The organism is Pandoraea apista, assembly GCF_001465595.2.
GTDB lineage: Bacteria > Pseudomonadota > Gammaproteobacteria > Burkholderiales > Burkholderiaceae > Pandoraea > Pandoraea apista.
On record NZ_CP013481.2, the window covers coordinates 4,440,088 to 4,460,263 of the forward strand.

16 protein-coding genes and 1 pseudogene are annotated in these 20,176 nt (G+C 62.8%); 9 read left to right on the top strand and 8 right to left on the bottom strand.

Translation table 11 applies throughout. From position 1 onward, the window contains the following. Nucleotides 1–25: 25 nt before the first annotated feature. Together AT395_RS20040 and AT395_RS20045 are read right to left on the bottom strand one after the other, a co-directional pair. On the bottom strand, nucleotides 26–1,114 hold the full coding sequence (locus tag AT395_RS20040) for an ABC transporter ATP-binding protein (RefSeq protein WP_048628885.1): 1,089 nt from the start codon (nucleotides 1,112–1,114) through the stop codon (nucleotides 26–28). Further along, nucleotides 1,111–2,136 carry an ABC transporter ATP-binding protein gene (locus AT395_RS20045; protein WP_376738405.1) on the bottom strand — a complete coding sequence of 342 codons (1,026 nt, stop codon included), beginning with the start codon at nucleotides 2,134–2,136 and terminating at the stop codon, nucleotides 1,111–1,113. The genes AT395_RS20040 and AT395_RS20045 overlap by 4 nt, the downstream gene beginning before the upstream one ends. 150 nt (nucleotides 2,137–2,286) lie before the next feature. On the opposite strand from AT395_RS20045, the gene AT395_RS20050 reads away from it, so the two are divergent. Next, nucleotides 2,287–3,156, top strand: coding sequence for a LysR family transcriptional regulator (locus AT395_RS20050; RefSeq protein WP_048628884.1), 870 nt, complete (start codon nucleotides 2,287–2,289; stop codon nucleotides 3,154–3,156). Between the two features lie 69 nt (nucleotides 3,157–3,225). Here AT395_RS20050 and AT395_RS20055 read toward each other — a convergent pair whose 3' ends face one another. Then, nucleotides 3,226–4,560 carry an MFS transporter gene (locus AT395_RS20055; RefSeq protein ID WP_042118007.1) on the bottom strand — a complete coding sequence of 445 codons (1,335 nt, stop codon included), beginning with the start codon at nucleotides 4,558–4,560 and terminating at the stop codon, nucleotides 3,226–3,228. Nucleotides 4,561–4,720: 160 nt separating this feature from the next. Here AT395_RS20055 and cyoA point away from each other — a divergent pair, with 160 nt between their 5' ends. The 5 genes from cyoA to AT395_RS20080 all read left to right on the top strand — a co-directional run bounded on the left by cyoA (nucleotide 4,721) and on the right by AT395_RS20080 (nucleotide 9,732). Continuing rightward, nucleotides 4,721–5,755 carry a ubiquinol oxidase subunit II gene (gene cyoA / locus AT395_RS20060; RefSeq protein ID WP_042114777.1) on the top strand — a complete coding sequence of 345 codons (1,035 nt, stop codon included), beginning with the start codon at nucleotides 4,721–4,723 and terminating at the stop codon, nucleotides 5,753–5,755. Nucleotides 5,756–5,820: 65 nt separating this feature from the next. Beyond that, entirely contained in the window at nucleotides 5,821–7,812 is a 1,992-nt protein-coding gene (gene cyoB / locus AT395_RS20065) for a cytochrome o ubiquinol oxidase subunit I (RefSeq protein WP_042114776.1), read from the top strand. 82 nt (nucleotides 7,813–7,894) lie between these two features. Further along, complete coding sequence (gene cyoC / locus AT395_RS20070) at nucleotides 7,895–8,473, top strand: cytochrome o ubiquinol oxidase subunit III (protein WP_376738404.1); 579 nt, start codon at nucleotides 7,895–7,897, stop codon at nucleotides 8,471–8,473. Beyond that, nucleotides 8,470–8,871 (top strand): cytochrome o ubiquinol oxidase subunit IV, encoded by a 402-nt coding sequence (cyoD, locus tag AT395_RS20075; protein WP_042114773.1) that lies wholly within the window; start codon nucleotides 8,470–8,472, stop codon nucleotides 8,869–8,871. Before cyoC ends, cyoD begins: the two co-directional genes overlap by 4 nt. A gap of 12 nt (nucleotides 8,872–8,883) precedes the next feature. Further along, complete coding sequence (locus tag AT395_RS20080; protein ID WP_376738403.1) at nucleotides 8,884–9,732, top strand: SURF1 family protein; 849 nt, start codon at nucleotides 8,884–8,886, stop codon at nucleotides 9,730–9,732. Between the two features lie 19 nt (nucleotides 9,733–9,751). Here AT395_RS20080 and pdxR read toward each other — a convergent pair whose 3' ends face one another. Continuing rightward, the gene (pdxR, locus tag AT395_RS20085; protein ID WP_048628883.1) at nucleotides 9,752–11,194 is read right to left on the bottom strand and encodes a MocR-like pyridoxine biosynthesis transcription factor PdxR; all 1,443 of its coding nucleotides are present in this window, start codon (nucleotides 11,192–11,194) and stop codon (nucleotides 9,752–9,754) included. Between the two features lie 203 nt (nucleotides 11,195–11,397). On the opposite strand from pdxR, the gene AT395_RS20090 reads away from it, so the two are divergent. Further along, complete coding sequence (locus tag AT395_RS20090) at nucleotides 11,398–12,057, top strand: M24 family metallopeptidase (RefSeq protein WP_048628882.1); 660 nt, start codon at nucleotides 11,398–11,400, stop codon at nucleotides 12,055–12,057. Between the two features lie 677 nt (nucleotides 12,058–12,734). After that, nucleotides 12,735–14,357 (top strand): gamma-glutamyltransferase, encoded by a 1,623-nt coding sequence (ggt, locus tag AT395_RS20095; protein ID WP_224787517.1) that lies wholly within the window; start codon nucleotides 12,735–12,737, stop codon nucleotides 14,355–14,357. Between the two features lie 118 nt (nucleotides 14,358–14,475). Here the strand turns inward: ggt and AT395_RS20100 are convergent, their stop codons facing one another. From AT395_RS20100 to AT395_RS20110, 3 genes and pseudogenes are all read right to left on the bottom strand, one after another. Next, on the bottom strand, nucleotides 14,476–15,120 hold the full coding sequence (locus tag AT395_RS20100) for a methionine ABC transporter permease (protein ID WP_047827180.1): 645 nt from the start codon (nucleotides 15,118–15,120) through the stop codon (nucleotides 14,476–14,478). 70 nt (nucleotides 15,121–15,190) lie between these two features. Continuing rightward, nucleotides 15,191–15,994: pseudogene (locus tag AT395_RS20105) on the bottom strand (methionine ABC transporter ATP-binding protein); the annotation flags it as partial. An 85-nt stretch (nucleotides 15,995–16,079) separates the two neighbouring features. Then, nucleotides 16,080–16,901, bottom strand: coding sequence for a MetQ/NlpA family ABC transporter substrate-binding protein (locus tag AT395_RS20110; RefSeq protein WP_047827178.1), 822 nt, complete (start codon nucleotides 16,899–16,901; stop codon nucleotides 16,080–16,082). A gap of 324 nt (nucleotides 16,902–17,225) precedes the next feature. On the opposite strand from AT395_RS20110, the gene AT395_RS20115 reads away from it, so the two are divergent. Further along, nucleotides 17,226–18,494 (top strand): serine hydrolase, encoded by a 1,269-nt coding sequence (locus AT395_RS20115; RefSeq protein ID WP_231606119.1) that lies wholly within the window; start codon nucleotides 17,226–17,228, stop codon nucleotides 18,492–18,494. A 45-nt stretch (nucleotides 18,495–18,539) separates the two neighbouring features. Here the strand turns inward: AT395_RS20115 and AT395_RS20120 are convergent, their stop codons facing one another. Next, nucleotides 18,540–20,054, bottom strand: a complete 1,515-nt coding sequence (locus tag AT395_RS20120) for an MFS transporter (RefSeq protein WP_047827177.1) — start codon at nucleotides 20,052–20,054, stop codon at nucleotides 18,540–18,542. Between the last annotated feature and the right edge of the window lie 122 nt (nucleotides 20,055–20,176).

Consider the following 20,176-nt stretch of genomic DNA (forward strand, 5'->3'; position numbering starts at 1 on the left):
GTGTGATGGTGTAGTGAGAGTGTTGTTATCCGACGATCGCCGCGTCGGCCTGTGCCTGCCGTGCACGATACAGTGCAAGGCGCGCTTCCAGCTTTTCGCTGGGTGCCGCCGCGCGCGCTGGACTGGCGCCGGCGTTCTGAATCTCGCGCCAGAAGTGGCACGCCACCTGCCGCCCGTCGGGCAGTACTTCGTCCACGGGCTTTTGCTCGCGACACGCCGCCCTGGCGTGCGGGCAGCGCGGATGAAAACGGCAGCCCGGCGGCGGTGCGGTCGGGCTCGGCAATTCGCCGCCGAGCGGCGCACGCTCGCGCCGCAAGTGCGGGCGGCTCGCCGGAATCGCCTGCAAAAGCGCCTGCGTATAAGGGTGCAATGGGTTGTCGAACAAGGCGTCGGCGCTCGCCAACTCGACAATCTCGCCCAGATACATGACGGCCACGCGGTCGCTCATGTGACGAATCACCGCCAGATCGTGCGCAACCATGATGAGCGTCAGGCCGAAGTCGTGCTTGAGCCGTTCCAGCAGATTGATGACCTGCGCCTGCACGGAGACGTCGAGCGCGGACACCGGTTCGTCGCCAACGATCACTCGCGGCTCGCCGGCCAACGCGCGCGCAATGCCGATACGCTGGCGCTGCCCGCCAGAGAATTCGTGAGGGAAGCGCTGCGCATAGTCAGGTTGCAGACCCACCGTGCGCAATAGCTCGGCCACGCGCTCGTCGCGGGCACGTCCGTGCGCGAGCCCGTGCAGTGCGATGGGCTCGCCAATCAGGCCCCCCACGGTCATGCTCGGATTGAGCGACGCGAACGGGTCCTGAAAGATGATCTGCAATTCGCGCCGCAGACGACGCATTGCCCCCGCCCCCAGCGTCATGATGTCTTCGCCCTGATAGCGAACTTCACCGCGCGTGGCGTCGAGCAGGCGCAGCAACAGCCGCCCCAGGGTGGATTTGCCACAACCGGATTCGCCCACGATCGCGAACGTCTCGCCAGCCTGTACGGCAAACGACACACCGTTGACGGCATACACCGTCGGCGCTCGGGAAAAGCCGACGCGGTGTCCGCCGAAGTGCTTGGTCAGATCGCGCGCTTCCAGCAACGGGGAGGGGGCATTCATATGGCGACCTCTTCCAACGGCGTGGCGGGGGGTGTCAGCGCTTCGACCGGCGCGAGCCAGCAGGCAACGCGATGCGCACCGTACAAGGTGCGCTCGACCGGCGCCTCGCGTGTGCAACGGGCTTCGGCGAACGGACAGCGCGGCGCAAAACGGCAACCGGCAGGCATACGCTCGGGCGACGGCACGGCACCGCGAATGGTGGCAAGCGTGCCTTCGCGTTTGCCGATCGACGGGATCGCGCCCATCAGGCCGACGGTGTAAGGATGTTGCGGATCGTCGAAAATCTCGTCGACCGTGCCATATTCGACGATGCGCCCCGCATACATCACGGCAACGTCGTCGGCAACTTCGGCCACCACGCCGAGATCGTGCGTAATGAGTACGACAGCCGTACCGGTTTCGCGCTGCAAAGTCTGAATGAGCGAGAGCACTTGCGCCTGAATCGTCACATCGAGCGCCGTAGTCGGCTCATCGGCAATCAACAGCGCGGGCCGGTTGGCCAGCGCCATCGCGATCATGACTCGTTGACGCATACCGCCCGATAGTTCGTGCGGATAGTTGTCGAGCCGGGTCTCGGGCGCAGGAATGCGCACCCGCTTGAGCATGTCGAGCGCCTCGGCGCGCGCAGCGCGCCGGTCCAGCCCCCGATGACGGCGAATGCCCTCCTCGATCTGATGCCCGATCGTGAACGCCGGGTTCAGCGAGGTCATCGGTTCCTGAAAGATCATCGCCAGCCGATTCCCGCGCAAGTCGGCGAACGACCGCTCGTCGAGCGCCAGCAGGTCGCGGCCTTCGAAGATCGCCCGGCCCGCCACGATGTTCGCGGGCGGGCTGGGCAGCAGGCCCATCAGGGCGAGCGACGTCACGCTCTTGCCGCACCCGGACTCGCCAACGATGCACAGCGTCTTACCGGGATGCACGGCAAACGACACCCCGTCGATCAGGTTCGGCGCGTCGGGCGCCTTCGAGAATTTCAGCGAGAGTCCGGTGACATCGAGCACCGGCCCGGCGTCTGCGGGCATGGTCATGGGCGCGTGGTGTGGGTCGGTCTTCGTGCCCTGCCTCCGGGCAAGCCGGTCATCAGGGATGTGCATGACACGATTATGTCTCGCACACTATCAAAGGAAATATTAATATTTCTTTTTCATTCGTAAATTATTCTTAACTCCCAGATGCTCACGTTACGGATGTTGAAGACGTTCCGGCTGGTGGCCCAAACCGGCTCGTTTGCGGCGGCGGCAGAACGTGCGTCGCTCACTCAGGCGGCGGTCAGCTTGCAAATGCGCGGGCTGGAAGACGCTGTCGGTCAACGACTGTTCGACCGGCGCGGACGGCAGATCACGCTCACGCGTCAGGGGCGCGACCTGTTTCCCCGTGTCGAACAGATTCTGGCGCTGACGGCCGAGCTGACGGCAACCCCCATCGACGCCATGCAGGGCCCGGTGACCATCGGCGCGGTGGTGTCGGTCATCGGCGCGCTGTCGCTCGTGGTCGCAGAACTGAAAACAGCTCACCCTCGGCTCGACGTGAGGCTCACCTCGGCGCGCTCGGACGAGCTGACCGACCTCGTCGAGCAGGGCGAAGTCGATATCGCCGCCGTGGTCGCGCGTGCTGACGATGCTCGTGCCGACGGGCTGGTGTGGACACCGCTCTACACCGAACCGATGGTCATGGTGGTGAATCGCGATGTCACCGAACCTGAACCGCAGAGCATTCTCGATGAATACCCGTTTCTGCGCTTCGACCGGCGCGTTCGCACCGGCATGGTGGTCGAGCAGGCATTGCGCGCAGCGAAGCTCAGCGTGACCGAATATCTCGAGTTGAACTCCATCGAAACGATCGTGGCGCTCGTGCGCAAGAATGTCGGGGTATCTGTGCTGCCGCTGCTGCATCGCGGCGACTGGCAATCCGACCCGCTGCTGCGCATCGTCCCGATTGCGCAACCGCCCTTGCTGCGCACGGTTGGCATGATTCATCGGGAACACGATTCGCGCACACACAACATTACGGCCGCCATCGCCGCCATGTTGCAAGACGCGTGAAGGCCTCCCGGAACGAAAAACGGCGCGAACCCGTCGCGCCGCTGACATGCCCTTACGCGATGTGCAGCGTCAGTCGCGTGTCTCCAGGGCCTTGTTGATGCGTAAGGCCAGCAGCGTGCACACGGTGCCCGAGAGCAGATAAGCACTCACGGCGACCAGCCCGAACTCGGACGACAACCCCAGGGCCACGAGCGGTGCAAACGCCGCACCGAACAGCCACGCGAAGTCAGTCGTGAGCGCCGCGCCGGTATATCGGAAGCGCTGCTCGAAGTTCGACGTCACGGTCCCGGCCGCCTGCCCATACGACAGCCCGAGCAGCGCGAACCCTACCAGAATGAAGATGTCCTGCCGTGTCGAATCGCCGCCCATCAGGTACGGGGCAAACAGAGCGAATATCCCGATGAAGATGGCGAACAGGCCCAGTGTCGTGCGTCGGCCAATGCGGTCGGCAATGCGCCCGGAAATAACCGTGCATACGATGGCGATCGCCGCTCCGCACAGTTGCACAATCAACACACTGTTCAGATCCTGCGTGTTTTGCAGCGCAACCCACGACAACGGGAATACCGTCACCAGGTGGAACAGCGCGTAGCTGGCGAGTGCCGCAAATGCGCCGAGAAAGATGTTGTAGCCCTGTGAGCGAACCATTTCGCGCGTGCTGATCGGCTCCAGTTGACCTTCTTCGAGCATCTCCGTGTACTCGTGCGTCACCACCAGACGCAGCCGCGCAAACAGCGCCACCACGTTCACGGCGAATGCCACGTAAAACGGATAGCGCCAGCCCCACGTGAGGAAGTCGTCGGACTCAAGGCTCCAGTGCAGGAACAGGAACAGCCCCGCCGCAATGATGAAACCGATCGGCGCGCCCAACTGCCCCATCATCGAATACCAGCCGCGCCGTTGCGGTGGCGCGTTCATGGCGAGCAGCGACGGCAGGCCGTCCCACGAGCCGCCAAAGCCAATGCCCTGAATCAGACGGAAGAAGGCCAGCAGCCAGATCGCGCGGTCGCCCAGCACCGCATATCCGGGCAGGAAGGCCATGCCGGCCGTCGCCGTACCAAGCACGAACAACGCAGCGGTCAGCTTCACACTTCGTCCCCAGCGACGCTGCACGTTCATGAACAGCGCTGTGCCGAACGGACGCGAGATAAACGCGAAGGAAAAGATCGTGAACGCGTACAGCAGGCCTTTCAGGCCGTCCGCAAACGGAAAGAAAACGTGGGGAAAGACGAGGACAGCGGCGATGCCGAACACAAAGAAGTCGAAGTACTCGGAGGTACGTCCGACGACCACACCGACCGCGATTTCCTCCGGCGCAATGCGGGACTTGCTCCCGTGATCGTGCGCCGTCGTCGCGACGGTAACGCCCTGCGGCGTCGGCGTTTGATGAGCACTGCTTGACATTATCGGACCCCCTTGCGGATCGGGATGACCATGACACTCGTGCCAGAAAAGCATCGCAGGTATCTCGAATCGACGCTATAGGGTTTACCCTAAATTGATGCATGAGAGAGGGGAGTCCATGATGGATCCGGTCTAAGGCTACGGTTCCATCAATCGCAGCATGACTTCCCCCAAGTTCCTTCGCGGGGTACTTTTGCTCCCCGCCGCCGTGTTGCTGTCCGGATGCAATACCGTATTGATGTCGCCTTCGGGCGATCTCGCGGTAAGGCAGCGGGACATCATCATCGTTTCCACCGTTTTGATGTTGCTGATCATCGTTCCGGTGATCGTGTTGACATTACTCTTTGCGTGGCGCTACCGCGCCTCGAACAAGAACGCCGTCTACACTCCCGAGTGGGATCATTCGACGCTGCTCGAACTGCTCATCTGGGCTGCGCCGCTGTTGATCATCATCGCGCTGGGGGCGCTCACCTGGGTGAGCACGCACAAACTCGACCCCTATCGGCCGCTGGAGCGGATCGACGCCAGGCGCGATTTGCAGCCCGACACGCGCCCGCTGACGGTGCAGGTCGTGGCGATGGACTGGAAGTGGCTCTTCTTCTACCCCGATCAGGGTATTGCGACCGTCAACGAGCTGGCCGCGCCGGTGGACCGGCCGATCCGCTTCGAGATCACGTCGACCACGATGATGAACTCGTTCTTCGTGCCTGCACTGGCCGGTCAGATCTACGCAATGCCGGGCATGGAGACGAAGCTCCACGCGATCATCAACAAGCCCGGCGTCTATGACGGCTTCTCCGCGAATTACAGCGGGGCGGGCTTCTCCGGTATGCGCTTCAAGTTCCACGGTCTCTCGGCAGACGACTTCGACGCTTGGGTGAAGCAGGTCAAGGCGAAGGGCGACAACCTCACGCGCGACAAATACACGGCGCTCGAAAAGCCTAGCGAGTGGGTTCCCGTGCATTACTACGGCGATGTCGCCCCCGATCTCTACGACGCGATTCTGAATCGTTGCGTGCAAGCCGGGCAGCCCTGTCTGAAGGACATGATGGACCAGCCCAATCACCAGCATGCGAGCAGAGCGCGCGCAGGCAAGACCGACGCGTTGCTTGCCGACGCGATGTGCACGGCGGAAAACACCGTGCAGTTCGCTTCCGGCGTGCAGCGTGCCCCCGGTGGAGGGCTCACGCAGTGACATACACCGCGCGCAACCCTCGACAATGATGCGCCTCGCGCGCGAATGATCCCAGGCTCTCGCTTATGGACATCGTCAAGCTGATCTTCGGCCGCCTCACGATCGAGGCGATTCCGTACCACGAACCGATCCTGCTCGCGACGTTTGCGGGTGTGGCGATCGGCGGCATCGTCGTACTGGGCGCCATTACCTACTTCAAGCTGTGGGGCTATCTGTGGCGTGAGTGGTTCACGAGCATCGATCACAAGAAGATCGGTGTCATGTACGTGATCCTCGGCATCATCATGTTGCTGCGCGGCTTTGCCGACGCCGCGATGATGCGCCTGCAACAGGCGGTCTCGTTCGGCGACAACATGGGGTATCTGCCACCGCACCACTACGATCAGATCTTCACGGCGCACGGCGTGATCATGATCTTCTTCGTGGCGATGCCGCTCGTGACCGGCCTCATGAATTTCGTGGTGCCGCTGCAAATCGGCGCGCGCGACGTGGCGTTTCCGTTCCTCAACAACTTCAGCTTCTGGATGACGACGAGCGGCGCAGTGCTCGTGATGATGTCGCTGTTCGTCGGCGAATTCGCCCGCACCGGATGGCTGGCGTATCCGCCGTTATCGGGCGTATTGCAGAGTCCGGACGTCGGCGTCGATTACTACATCTGGGCCTTGCAGATTGCGGGGATCGGCACCCTGCTCTCGGGGATCAACCTGCTCGTGACCATCGTGAAGATGCGTGCACCGGGCATGTCGATGATGCGCATGCCAGTCTTTACGTGGACGTCGCTGTGCACCAACGTACTGATCGTGGCCGCCTTCCCCGTGCTGACCGCAGTGCTGGCCCTGCTGGCGCTGGATCGCTACGCAGGCACGAACTTCTTCACGAACGATCTCGGCGGCAACGCCATGATGTACGTGAACCTGATCTGGATCTGGGGCCACCCCGAGGTCTACATTCTCGTGCTGCCGGTGTTCGGCGTATTCTCCGAAGTCGTCTCCACGTTCTCCGGCAAGCGGCTGTTCGGCTACGCGTCGATGGTCTATGCAACGGTCGTGATTACCGTGCTGTCGTACCTCGTGTGGCTGCACCACTTCTTCACGATGGGTTCCGGCGCCAGTGTGAATTCGTTCTTCGGCATCACCACCATGATCATCTCGATACCGACCGGAGCGAAGATGTTCAACTGGCTGTTCACCATGTATCGCGGCCGTATCCGCTTCGAAGTGCCCATGCTTTGGACGGTCGGCTTCATGGTGACGTTCGTGATCGGCGGCATGACCGGTGTGCTGCTCGCCGTGCCGCCGGCAGACTTCTCCTTGCATAACGGCCTGTTCCTGATCGCCCACTTCCACAACGTGATCATCGGCGGCGTGATCTTCGGGATCATGGCGGCGATCACCTACTGGTTCCCGAAGGCCTTCGGCTATCGCCTCGATCCGTTCTGGGGCAAATGCTCGTTCTGGTTCTGGTTCATCGGCTTCTACGTTGCCTTCATGCCGCTGTATCTGCTCGGCCTGATGGGGGTGACGCGGCGCATGAGCCACTTCGACGATATGTCGCTGCAGATCTGGTTCCAGGTCGCCGCCGTGGGCGCGCTGCTCATCGCCATCGGTATCGGGTGCTTCATCGTCCAGCTCGTGGTGAGCTTCATGCGCCGCGAGCAACTGCGCGACGACACCGGCGACCCGTGGAATGGCCGCACGCTGGAATGGTCGACGTCCTCGCCGCCGCCGGCTTACAACTTCGCCTTCACGCCGATCATTCACGACAACGATGCCTGGTGGCAAATGAAGCAGCACGGCTTCAAGCGTCCGGAGAGCGGTTTCATCCCGATTCACATGCCGAAGAACACCGGCGCAGGCATCATCCTCGCCGGGCTGGCAACGGTCTGCGGCTTCGGGCTCATCTGGCACATGTGGCTGGTGGTGATCGTCGCTTTCGTGGCGCTGCTGGCGGTCGCGATCGGCCACACGTTCAACTACCACCGCGAGTACTACATCCCGGCCGATCAGGTCGAACACACGGAGGCAGCGCGCACGCGACTGCTCGCCCAGAATGTCTGACACGACCGCAACGTTCCCGCCGGGTGGTGCCCCGCTCGGGGCCCACACGCCGAGTCCGCCGCGCGACGGCGAACTGAAGTTCATGATGACGAGCGACTATCACCCGCCTAACGGGACGTTGCTCGGCTTCTGGATCTACCTGATGAGCGACTGTCTCGTCTTCGCCTGTCTGTTTGCGGCGTATGGCGTACTCGGGCGCAACTACGCCGGTGGGCCTACCGGCGCGGAATTGTTCGAACTGCCGCTCGTGGCGCTAAACACGACCTTCCTGCTGCTCTCGTCGATCACCTACGGGTTCGCAATGCTCGAGATGCAGAAGCGCCGCCAAAGCGCGGTGCTGGGCTGGCTCGTGGTGACCGGCTTGCTCGGCGCGGCGTTCCTTTCGCTGGAGCTGTACGAATTCGCAACCCTCATTCACGAGGGCGCCGGCCCGTGGCGCAGCGCGTTCCTGTCGTCGTTCTTCGCGCTGGTGAGCACGCACGGGCTGCACGTCACGTTCGGCATCGTCTGGCTCATCACGCTCATGGTGCAGGTCGGCAAGCACGGCCTCACTGCGCCTAACCGCCGCCGTCTGATGTGTCTGTCGATGTTCTGGCACTTTCTCGACGTCGTGTGGATCGGCGTCTTCACGTTTGTCTATCTGATGGGAGTGCTGCCGTGAGCACCCACGACTCGACGATGCACGATGCCGACGGGCACGATCACGACCACGATCATGGCGACGAAGGGCCGCACAGCACGCTGCGCGGCTATACGACCGGCTTCATCCTGTCGGTCGTGCTGACGGCGATTCCGTTCTGGTTCGTGATGGGCGGGGTGTTCGAGAAATCGAGTACCACCGCGATCATGATTCTGTTTCTGGGCGCGATTCAGATCGTCGTGCACATGATTTACTTCCTGCATATGAACGGGAAGTCCGAAGGCGGCTGGAACCTGCTGTCGCTGATTTTCACGATCGTGCTGGTCGTGATTACGCTGTCGGGTTCGCTATGGGTGATGTATCACCTGAACCAGAACATGATGCCGGGTATGATGCAGGATACGAAAAACCTTCCTTGAACGGCATTTCCCTTGAGCAGCAATCGACTTCATGACTCGGGGGGCGCGCAGCGCCCCCCGCGCGCTCCCGGCGCGCCCGCCCGTCCCTCATCCCTCCGGCTGGTTATTCTCGGCGTCATCACGCTGGTGCTGATCTCGGTGTTCGCGTCTCTGGGCACCTGGCAGCTCCATCGCCGCGCATGGAAACTCGACCTGATCGAGCGCGTGAATTCGCGCGTGCATGCCCCGCCCACGCCGGCCCCCGGGCGTTCTCAGTGGCCGGCCGTCAACGCGGCCAACGACGAATATCGTCATGTCTCCCTCACGGGCACGTATCAGTTCGACAAAGACACACTTGTGCAGGCCGTCACCGATCTGGGTGGCGGATACTGGGTGCTCACACCGTTGCGCACGGCTGACGGCAGCGAAGTGCTCGTCAATCGGGGCTTTGTGCCGCCGGGCTGGAAAGAAGCGGTACCCCCGGCCCCCGCGGGCGAAGTGACCGTTACCGGTCTGCTGCGCATGCCCGAACCGGGCGGCGGCTTCCTGCGTAAAAACGCCCCGTCGGAAAACCTCTGGTACTCGCGCGACGTCGCGGGCATTGCGGCCGCACGCGGCTTGACGGCAACCGACGTGGCGCCTTACTTCATCGATGCCGATGGCAAGCCGGGCGTGGCTGCGGAATCGAACGCCGTGCGAGGCGATGCCGAAGCCGTCACCGGCAAGGCACCGGCGCGCGACTACCCCGTAGGCGGGCTCACCGTAGTGCAATTTCCGAACAACCACATGAGCTATCTGCTGACGTGGTACGCGCTGGCCGTCATGTCGGCAGTCGCCGGTTGGTTCGTGATCCGGCTCGAACTGCGCAAGCACACGCCGTAAAACACCGCACGACGCACGCTCAGTCTGCCGCCGCCGCAATGGCGTCGGCCATCCGCATCGCAATTTCCGGCAGCCGCGCGTCGTCGAGCGCGGCGTAGCCGAGCACCAGCGCGGGCGTCACGACCTGCGAACGGGTGAACTCTCCCAGCCCTTCCACGAATATGCCCTGCTCACGCAGCGTTGCGACGAGCGCCGCCTCGTCGATATGCGACGGCAGCCAAAGCACAAAATGAAATCCCGCATGCTCGCCCGTCACACGGCACGGCGTCGGCACGTATGTGCGAAGGGCATCGAGCAACAGATTGCGACGGCGCAGATAAACACTGCGCGACGCCCGCAAATGCCGCGCGAAATCGCCGGCGTCGATATAGCTTGCCAACGCCATCTGCTCGATAAGACTGTTGGCCCGCCCCGACGCCGAGCGCAGCCCCGCAATTCGGGTGAGCAGCGCAGGGGGTGCCAGCAGATAGCCAATGCGCAGCGACGGGAACAACGTCTTGTTGAAGCTGCTGCAATGAATCACGCGATCACCGGTATCGATGGCCTTGAGCGCAGGCAACGGCGCGCTGCCGTAGCTGAATTCGCTGTCGTAATCGTCCTCGACGATCCACACATCCCTTGCCGCCGCCCATTCCAGCAGTTGCATGCGACGGTTGATCGACATTGTGGTGCCCAGCGGCGCCTGATGGGCAGGCGTGACATAAGCAATGCCCGAACGCCCCTCGCCGAGGCGCTCGGCAGCCTCGACGACAAAGCCCTCATGGTCGACAGGCACGCTCACGCAGCGTGGCGGCGGCGCCTTGAGGAGCGACGCGAGATTCTTGTATCCGGGGTCTTCGAGGTAGAACGCGGTGGTGTCGTCCGCGAGCACGTCGGTCACGAGATCGATGGCATGGCGAATGCCCGTCGTCACGACAATCTCGGCGGCATCGCATGCGATACCGCGTGTCATGCGCACATAGCGTGCGATGCTCTCGCGCAGCGGCAAATAGCCGCGCGGATCGGTATCGGCCAGCAACTCGGGCGTGACCGCACGCAGTGCGCGATTCATGTGCTTGCGCCACACGGGCAGGGAAAACAGCGCGGCGTCCACCGAACGGCCCGTCTTTAGCGCAATCGACGCCGCGTTTTCGGGTAGTGGTGCCGCCAGCTTCCCGGCGTCGCGCATGGCATGAGACGCCGCCGCCACCGACAGATCCGCCACCACTTCGGTACCCGCGCCAACGCGGCTCGCCACATAGCCTTCGAGTGTCAGTTGCTCGAAAGCCAACTCGACGATGCCTCGCGACACGCCCCATCGTTCTGCCAGCGTGCGTGTAGACGGCAACCGGTCGCCTCGCCGCAACTCGCCCGCCACAATGCGCTCTCGCACGCAACGGTAGACCCACGCCTGTCGTGTCTCCTTCTCGTGGCGATCCGCGAGCGGCAGTTCGAGCGATTGGCTAAGGTGTCGTCGGCGCATGGCGATGGTTGAACGAGGGTGGGTTCGGGCAGGCAAAGGCCCATGACGTGACAGTGGGCATCAAAGTGGCCCAATCGAAAGTGCAATAAATGGCGCTTCGAATTATACAAGTCAGCCTTTATCCTGATCGGCATGGTGCTTGTTCCGAAAGCTGCAACGCGACGGGCGGTCCTCAAAGTCATCAAGATCAGTGGAGAGATGCAATGGAGTTGGCACAACGAGAAGCGGTCGGGGCAAAGTTCAGCGCCGCCGCCATGCAACGTGCGCAGGCCCTCACCTGGGAAGCGGCCGAAAAGATCGCCGCCATCGTCAAGCCGGGCATGCGCGAATCGGAAGCCATTGCCGCGAGCAAGGCGCTGCTCGAAACACTCGGCATGGACCGCATCTGGCATCCGGTACTGATCCGTTTCGGCGAAAACACGCTGCGCACGTTCAGTGAGCGCAGCGACAACGATCCGGTCCTCGGCAACGACGACATCTACTTCATCGACATTGGCGTGGTGTTCGGTGCGCACGAGGGCGATTGCGGTTTCACGCGCACGACCGGCACCGATCCCGAGATGCAGCGTTGCGCCGACGACGCGAAGCGCCTGTTCGACATCGTGCACGCTCACTGGCGCACCCAGGGCGTGAGCGGTCAGGCCCTGTACGCCTTCGCGAAGGCACAGGCCGAAGCGATGGGCTGGGTGCTCAACCTCGACATGAAAGGCCACCGCGTCAGCGACTTCCCTCACGCCATCTACAAGGCCGGCAAACTCGCCGACCTGACTGATACGCCCAGCGGCGGCCTGTGGATTCTGGAGATCCAGATCGCGCATCCGACACGCCCGTTTGGCGCGTTCTACGAAGATCTGCTGGTCTGAGGTCTGATCCGCCCGCCGGGTCCGGGGAGCGGCAGAGGTTGGTGTTGCCGCTCAACACCGCGTTCAATCCGGCTCTCTCTGCCTTTTGCCGCCCTGATCTGCGTCCGTCCACCCGCGCGAAAGCGCGCCTCATCGACGCGACACCCCGTCGATAACGACGTGGCGACAGCGCAACAACCCCGACGTGGAATCCGCTCTTTTCGCGTCGATTCGCCTCGCGATCCGCTCCGTTTCAAAGGACAATCCGCCGCCATCATCTGACCCTAAATATCGCTCAGCGCTTGCCAGTGAAGGCGCGAGCGCATTTCTGCGAAATGTCCAGAGCCACCTCACATCGCGCTGTGGCCCGCCCCCCGGACTTTTGGCGCATCTTTCCCCAATTACCCGTTATGCGGTACCGTTCGATAGTCGACGGAACTTTTACGCACTTCAGTCATACGGCAGCGGAGACGTCGCCCCGGAACAGTGCCGGCCTCAGGCGCTGCGCGTGGGCGAGCTGGCCGGTCGTGCGTCCGTCGCAAGCGCAGTTGAAGTTCCATTAATCTCGCTCAGACAAGAACCACAGAAAGACGATGAAAAACCCAACCTTCACCAAAGCGCTTCTGGCGACAGCTCTGAGCTGTGCGCTATTCAACGTCCACGCAGCCTCGCAGGCACCGGTCGGTGCCGAGAACGGTATGGTCGTCACGGCCCAGCACCTTGCGTCGAAAGTCGGCGTGGACGTGCTCAAGGCCGGCGGTAACGCCATCGACGCCGCCGTTGCCGTGGGTTATGCCCTCGCCGTGGTGTATCCGGCAGCCGGCAATATCGGCGGCGGTGGCTTCATGACGATCCAGCTTGCCGATGGCCGCAAGACCTTCCTCGACTTCCGCGAGAAGGCCCCGCTGGCCGCCACGGCGAACATGTATCTCGATAAGGACGGCAACGTCATCAAGGGTGCCTCGACCACCGGCTATCTGGCAGTGGGCGTGCCGGGCACCGTATCGGGCATGGAATACGCCCGCGAGAAATACGGCACGAAGACGCGTCAGCAACTGCTCGCCCCGGCCGTCACGCTGGCGGAAAAGGGCTTCGTGCTCGATCAGGGCGATGTCGACATGCTGTGGACATCGACCAAGGATTTCGAGAAGGACCATGCCAACTCGGGCGCCATCTTCCTGAACAAGGGCAAACCGTTCCAACCGGGCGAGCGCCTCGTGCAGAAGGATCTCGCACGCACGCTCAAACTCATCAGTGCCAAGGGCACCGACGGTTTCTACAAGGGTGAAGTCGCCGACAAGCTCGTGGCGTCGATGAAGGCAGGCGGCGGCATCATCACGCAGGCCGACCTCGATCAGTACAAGACCCGCGAACTGGCCCCGGTCGAGTGCGACTATCGCGGCTATCACGTGGTGTCGGCGCCGCCCCCGAGTTCGGGCGGTGTGGTGATCTGCGAGATCATGAACATCCTCGAAGGCTACCCGATGAAGGAACTGGGTTTCCACTCGGCACAAAGCGTGCAATACACCATCGAGGCAATGCGTCACGCGTACGTCGACCGCAACAGCTATCTGGGCGACCCGGACTTCGTGAAGAACCCGATCGCGCAGTTGCTCGACAAGAACTACGCCGCCAAGATCCGCGCCGCCATCAATCCGCAGAAGGCCGGAATCTCGCAAGAGATCAAACCGGGCGTGCCGCCGCATGAAGGCAGCAACACTACGCACTACTCGATCATCGACAAGGACGGCAACGCCGTGTCGGTCACCTACACGCTCAACGACTGGTTCGGCGCGAAGGTCATGGCCAACGGCACTGGCGTGTTGCTTAACGACGAAATGGACGACTTCACCGCCAAGGTGGGCGTGCCGAACCTGTACGGTCTGATTCAGGGTGAAGCGAACGCCATCGGCCCGGGCCGCCGTCCGCTGTCGTCGATGAGCCCGACCATCGTCACGAAGGATGGCAAGCCGGTCATGGTGGTGGGTACGCCGGGCGGTAGCCGCATCATCACGGCAACGCTGCTGACCATGCTCAACGTCATCGATTACGGCATGAACCTGCAAGAAGCCGTGGATGCACCGCGCTTCCACCAGCAGTGGATGCCGGAGGCCACCAACATCGAGCCTTTCGCGCTGAGCCCTGACACGCAGAAGATTCTCGAGAGCTGGGGCCAGAAGTTTGCCGGCCCGCAACCGGCGAACCACATCGCCGCCATTCTCGTGGGCGCACCGTCGCTGGGCGGAAAGCCGATCGGCAAGAACCGTTACTACGGCGCGAACGATCCGCGTCGCAATACGGGTCTCGCACTCGGGTATTGACGCAATGCTGTAATCCGGACGACGTCCGGATTCAGTCTGTCGATGGGGCCGCGCGAGCGGCCCCATTGGTTTTCGATGCCGTCAGCGACGTCGGCCACACCAAGCCGTGTCGACCCCATCAGCGACGGTGATCGACACGTCGCGCCAGCCGTTCGCCTGCGAATTGCACAAGTGTGACGAGGGCAACGAGAATCACGATCACATTGAACATCACACTGGTTTCGTAGCGTTCGTAACCGTAGCGCACCGCCAGATCGCCCAAACCGCCCGCGCCGACGGCCCCGGCCATTGCCGACGCGCCGACCATCGCAATCACCGTCACCGTCGCGCCGCCGAGAATTGCGGGCAATGCCTCGGGCAACAATACGTGGCGCACGATATGCCAGCGACGGCAGCCCATCGCCCGCGCGGCTTCGATCAGCCCCGGCTCGATTTCGCGCAGACCGACTTGCGTCACGCGAGCAAAGAACGGGATCAGATGCACGGCCAGCGGCACCACGGCAGCCCACGTTCCCATGGTCGTGCCGACGATCCAACGCGTGACCGGCAGCAGCGCCACCAGCAGAATAATGAACGGCACGGCGCGGAACAGGTTCACCACCACCGACAGCACCCGGTTCACACGCGGTCGCGGCGCCAGACCGCCCGGCGCAGTGACCACCAGCACCACGGCCAGCAACAACCCGACCGCGAAGACGATGGCGCAAGCGCTCGTCACCATCATTAACGTTTCGCCAAGCGCGCGCAGATATTTATCGAACATGGGGATTCCGGGATTTTCAGAGCGCGCGGATCTGCGCCTGCGCACGAGGCGCCGCCAGACGCCCTTGCCATGCGTGTTGAAGCGGGCGCAGTAACGCGCGGGTGGCATCGGCCTGCGGATTGGCGAACACTTCGTCGACCGCCCCCAACTCCACGATGCGCCCCTGGTCGAGCACCAGCACGCGGTCGCACGCCTGATGGATCACCCCCATGTCATGGGTGATGAGCACCACAGTCAGACCGAACTCTCGCTGCACATCGCCGAGCAGCGAGAGAATCGCGTCGGTTGTCTCGGGGTCGAGCGCCGAGGTCGCTTCGTCGCACAGCAGAATTTCGGGACGGTGGACGAGCGCCCGCGCAATGCCAACGCGTTGTTTCTGTCCGCCCGAGAGCATGGCGGGATAGGCTTGCGCTTTGCCCGCCAGCCCCACGAGCGAGAGCAGTTCGTTCACCCGAGGGGCGATCTGTGCTTTGGGCACACCCGCCACGCGCAGTGGCAATGCAACGTTTTCGAAGACGGTCTTCGCCGAAAGCAGATTGAAGTGCTGGAAGATCATGCCGATACGACGTCGAAGGCCGACGAGCGCGTCTTCGCGGAGGGTCGCAACGTCGACGCCGTCGATCTTGACGTGTCCGCGGCTCGGTAATTCCAGTGCGTTGATCGTTCGCAGCAGCGTGGATTTCCCAGCACCGCTGCGGCCGATGATGCCAAAGCTCTCGCCGCGTTGCACCGCGAACGAGACCTCTTGCAGCGCGGCGCTCGATGCCCCGGCATAGATTTTGCCGAGCCCATCGAACGTGATGTGCGCAACTTCGCGCGTGGCCGCCGTAGGCAACCGTGTGACGGGGGCCGTCAACGTGTGTCGGGTAGTCATCGCCTATTCCTCGCTGGTGACATGCGCCCTGGAGCGATTCGGGAGGGACGCCGGATGCGGCGTCGTGTCATGTTTCATGCCCGCGTCAGAACGCCGGGACGACCGAGCCCTGGTATTTCGTCTCGATGAACTTGCGCACCTCTTCAGACTGGTACGCCTTGACCAGCGGAGCCACCCACGGCGCGTTCTTGTCTTTCTCTCGCACAGCGATGATGTTCACGTACGGGTTGTGTTCGCGCTTCTCCACGGCAATGCCGTCGCGCGTGGCAATCAGGCCGGCCTGATAGGCGAAGCTGTTGACGATAGCCGAGGCGTCCACGTCGGGCAGTGAGCGAGCCAGCACGACCGAGGCGCTCTCGATGAATTCAAGCTTGCGCGGATTGGCCGTAACGTCGGCAAGCGTGGCCGTGCCCGTGTACGGATCGAAGCCATCACGCAATTTGATCAGGCCGTGGTCGCGCAAAATCACGAGCGCGCGGGTCTGATTGCTCGGATCGTTCGGCAAACCAATCTTCGCCCCCGTCGGCAGCGCTTCGAGCGACTTGTACTTCTTCGAGTAAAAGGCGATGGGTGAAATCAGGGTGTCGCCAACCGCCACGAGTTTGTAGCCGCGCTGCTTGACCTGATCGCGCAGGAACGGAATGTGCTGGAACGAGTTGGCGTCGAGATCGCCGTTGTTGAGCGCTTCGTTCGGGCTCGCAGTGCCGGAGACCACCACCGTCTCGACGTTCAGGCCCCGCGACTTCGCAACCTTCGTGACGACTTCCCAGATCTCCTCGTCGACACCGCCGCGCACACCGACCTTGAGCGGTTTGTCAGCCGCATGCGCCCCCATCGTCCCCATCGTGCCGATGGCCAGTACAAGCGAGAGACTGCCGAGCAGGCGAAACAAGTGGCGGCGTTGCATGGGTGATTTCCTTTCGATAGAGAGCGGGAGGGCGCCGATTCAGGCGAAGGCACAGTTTAGGAAATCGCCCAACAGGCCGTCCAATAACCAAAAACGCAAAGCAAATACGGCGCGCGGCGCAGAGCATTCGTACGCCGAAGGTTCGATATAGGTAACTTTTTGTAATACATCACCGCAAAATTCAGGAACTCCTCGTCGACCTGCCGTCCAACAAGTTTCCCGTGTATTGCGTCTGCGTCCCGCGTGGCGGCTCCCCGCTGCGCGAGGTGGTTCCTTTTGCATGCACGCGTCGACCGTCACACCTCACTACGGAATCGCGCGAAGATGTCTACCTCGTGGTACTCGCTGCTCAGCCCCTCTCTGCCCCGCCTCTATGGCGTGCCGCCACGCGTCGTCGCGCTCGCACGCCTGGTGCTCTTTGGCGTGATATTGCTGATCGCAGGGCTACCTGTGAGCGACGCGCTCGGCGCCACAGCGCATCACGCCAACACTGGCAAGCGCCGTGACGATACCGCCAGGAAGAAGAAAGCCGTGGCGAAAAAGCCGGCAAAAACCACGCACCGGAAAGCAGCGGCGGCAAGTACATCCCGCAAACGAGCGGCGACCCCTCGTGCGAAGGCGCCTTCCGGGCGCAAGGCTGCAAAACCGCCACGCCAGGCGAAAGCTGCGGCAAAGCGGCCTGCTGCGAGTCCAAAACGCAAGGCCGGAGCGAAGCCGTCGACGGCCATGGCTCGTGCTGCGCCGGTGGCCCCTGCGGCCTCGGCCAAAGCCGGCAATGCAGCCGCCGCGCAAGTGAGCACCGACGCGAAACCCCGATTACTCGCGCGTTGCGGCTTCACGCCGGCGTCACGCAAACGCCTTTTCTCGCGAGCCGTTTATATCGTCGACGAGAAAACGAACACGCCGCTCTTCGCCCTCAATGCGGATCAGGTTCGCCCGATTGCCTCGCTGTCCAAGCTAATGACGGCTGTGGTCTGGCTCGATAGCAGGCCGCCGATGCGCGCGCCACTCACCGTGACGACGGCGGATCTCGATACGCTCAAGTACACACATTCGCGTCTCGCGGTGGGCTCAACGCTCTCGCGCGCCGACATGTTGCACATCTCGTTAATGGCGTCGGAGAACCGCGCCGCCGCCGCGTTGAGCCGCGACTATCCGGGCGGACGCGCGGCGTTCATCTCCGCCATGAACGCCAAGGCTCGCGCCTTGAACATGCCCAACACACGCTTCGAAAACTCGACAGGGCTGTCGCCGCGCAATGTGTCGACGGCGCGCGAACTGGCGCGCCTGGTGCGTGCGTCGAACGCTTATCCGCTCATCCGCCGCTATTCGATCGATCATCAGCAACGAGTGCGCACGGGCAAAGGGCAATTGCAGTACGTCAATACGAACCGACTGGTGCGCTACGGGAAAGTGAAGGCGAGTGTGCAGAAGACCGGTTTCATCAACGAGTCGGGGCACAACATGGTGATGCGCGTGATGGTGCATGATCGGCGCCCCGTCATCGTGACGATGCTCGGCAGCGACACCCCCGAAGGCTCACGTCTGGACGGCGTGCGTATCGCGCATTGGTTGTCGTGTTCGTTGCAGTGAAGCACGCACTCACCAGACAGTGAGCACGCGCTTCGAACCTATGGTTCAGCGCTGGCGTGCGTGCCAGCGGCCCCAGACGGCGGTCGCGAAAAGCAGCAGCGCGCCCGCGCCGATCACGGCGTTGAAGCCTTGATTGAAGGCAGCGTTCGCCACGCTCATCAGCGTGTCGGCAAGTGCCGGCGGCAGATGCTCAGCGACCAGTTGCGCCTCATCGAGGCTGTCGCGCACGGTGTCGGGCAGCGCTGCCGTTTGCGGCACGTCCATTGCCCGGCCGTAGACGAACGTCAGCAGGCTTCCCATGAACGTCACGCCCAGCGCGCCGCCCAGTTCGTAAGACACCTCTTCGACCGATGCCGCCATGCCCGCGCGTTCAGGCGGCGCACTCTGCATGATCGTGCTCGATGCAGCCGTCATCGTCGCGCCGACGCCAAGGCCGAGAATCGCCAGCGATAGTGCCGAAAACAAGAAGCCCATGTCGCGTGCCACGAGGTAGCCCGCCATACCGACGGCGGACGTCAACAGCGCAATCGGCAACATCCGTGCGCCGCCCATTCGCGGCAGCAAACGCCCGGCGATCGGCCCTGCTACGAAGGCAGCGAGTGACAACGGCATGCTGGCCAACCCGGCTTCCAGTGGCGAATACCCGAGGACCAGTTGCAAACGCTGGCTGAATACCAGTTGCATGCCGATCAGGGCAGCAGCGGCCACCACCGCTGCGGCCACCGCGCCCGAAAACGCCGGATTGCGGAACAGGGCAAAGTCCAGCAGCGGATGCGCGCTGCGTTGCTGCCGTTTCACGAAAGCCCACAGAAAAGCGACGCCCACGATCAGCGCGACAGCGACCGTCGACCAGTCCGGAAACGGTTTGCCCGCGCTCTTGATCGCATACGTCAACCCGATCAGGCCGACCATGAAGAGCAGCGATCCGAACCAGTCCCACGGTTGCGCCGACGTGGCACCACCCTTCGGAATCAGCCACCACGCGAGCGGCAATGCCACCAGCACGATCGGCACGTTGATCAGGAAGACCGAGCCCCACCAGAAATGCTCGAGCAATGCGCCCCCGACGACCGGCCCGAAGGCTGCACCACCGGAAGCGACCGACGCCCAGATGCCGATAGCGAGCGCTCGCTCATGGGTGTCGGCGAAGGTCAGACGAATCAACGACAACGTCGCGGGCATCATCATCGCAGCACCCACGCCGAGGAAAGCACGCGCACCGATAAGGAAATTGGCGTCAGGAGCCAATGCCGCCGCAAGCGACGCCACGCCGAAGACCACCAGCCCGGCAAGGAACAGACGCTTGTGGCCGAGTCGATCGCCCAGCGTGCCCATGCCGAGCAGCAAGCCCGACACAACGAGCGCGTACGCGTTGACGATCCACAGCTTGGCGGAGGCCGTTGCTGCGAGATCGTGGGTCAGACGAGGCAGTGCCGTATAGAGCACCGTCATGTCGATCACGATGAGCAGCAGCGCTACCGACACAATGGCAAGCACCAGCCAGCGACGTGCGCCGCTCGACGGGGTTACCGGATGCAATGAGGTATGCAGACTGGACATCGGAAAGCTCCTTTAACTGCGCGGCGCTCCTTTCCCTCGGAGCGGCCACGCGTTTGCTTCTAATTCTAGGGAAAACCCGCATCATCCATCATTAAATCATTTGAGAAAAGTTAGATTCCATC

What these genes read in the sequence shown, in the direction of transcription:
- pdxR (WP_048628883.1), bottom strand. Translation starts at nt 11,194, where the DNA reads ATGCGCCGACGACACCTTAGCCAATCGCTCGAACTGCCGCTCGCGGAT.
- cyoA (WP_042114777.1), top strand. Translation starts at nt 4,721, where the DNA reads ATGACTTCCCCCAAGTTCCTTCGCGGGGTACTTTTGCTCCCCGCCGCC.
- AT395_RS20040 (WP_048628885.1), bottom strand. Translation starts at nt 1,114, where the DNA reads ATGAATGCCCCCTCCCCGTTGCTGGAAGCGCGCGATCTGACCAAGCAC.
- AT395_RS20055 (WP_042118007.1), bottom strand. Translation starts at nt 4,560, where the DNA reads ATGTCAAGCAGTGCTCATCAAACGCCGACGCCGCAGGGCGTTACCGTC.
- cyoB (WP_042114776.1), top strand. Translation starts at nt 5,821, where the DNA reads ATGGACATCGTCAAGCTGATCTTCGGCCGCCTCACGATCGAGGCGATT.
- AT395_RS20050 (WP_048628884.1), top strand. Translation starts at nt 2,287, where the DNA reads ATGCTCACGTTACGGATGTTGAAGACGTTCCGGCTGGTGGCCCAAACC.
- AT395_RS20100 (WP_047827180.1), bottom strand. Translation starts at nt 15,120, where the DNA reads ATGTTCGATAAATATCTGCGCGCGCTTGGCGAAACGTTAATGATGGTG.
- AT395_RS20045 (WP_376738405.1), bottom strand. Translation starts at nt 2,136, where the DNA reads ATGCCCGCAGACGCCGGGCCGGTGCTCGATGTCACCGGACTCTCGCTG.
- cyoC (WP_376738404.1), top strand. Translation starts at nt 7,895, where the DNA reads ATGATGACGAGCGACTATCACCCGCCTAACGGGACGTTGCTCGGCTTC.
- AT395_RS20090 (WP_048628882.1), top strand. Translation starts at nt 11,398, where the DNA reads ATGGAGTTGGCACAACGAGAAGCGGTCGGGGCAAAGTTCAGCGCCGCC.
- AT395_RS20110 (WP_047827178.1), bottom strand. Translation starts at nt 16,901, where the DNA reads ATGCAACGCCGCCACTTGTTTCGCCTGCTCGGCAGTCTCTCGCTTGTA.
- ggt (WP_224787517.1), top strand. Translation starts at nt 12,735, where the DNA reads ATGGTCGTCACGGCCCAGCACCTTGCGTCGAAAGTCGGCGTGGACGTG.
- AT395_RS20115 (WP_231606119.1), top strand. Translation starts at nt 17,226, where the DNA reads ATGTCTACCTCGTGGTACTCGCTGCTCAGCCCCTCTCTGCCCCGCCTC.
- AT395_RS20120 (WP_047827177.1), bottom strand. Translation starts at nt 20,054, where the DNA reads ATGTCCAGTCTGCATACCTCATTGCATCCGGTAACCCCGTCGAGCGGC.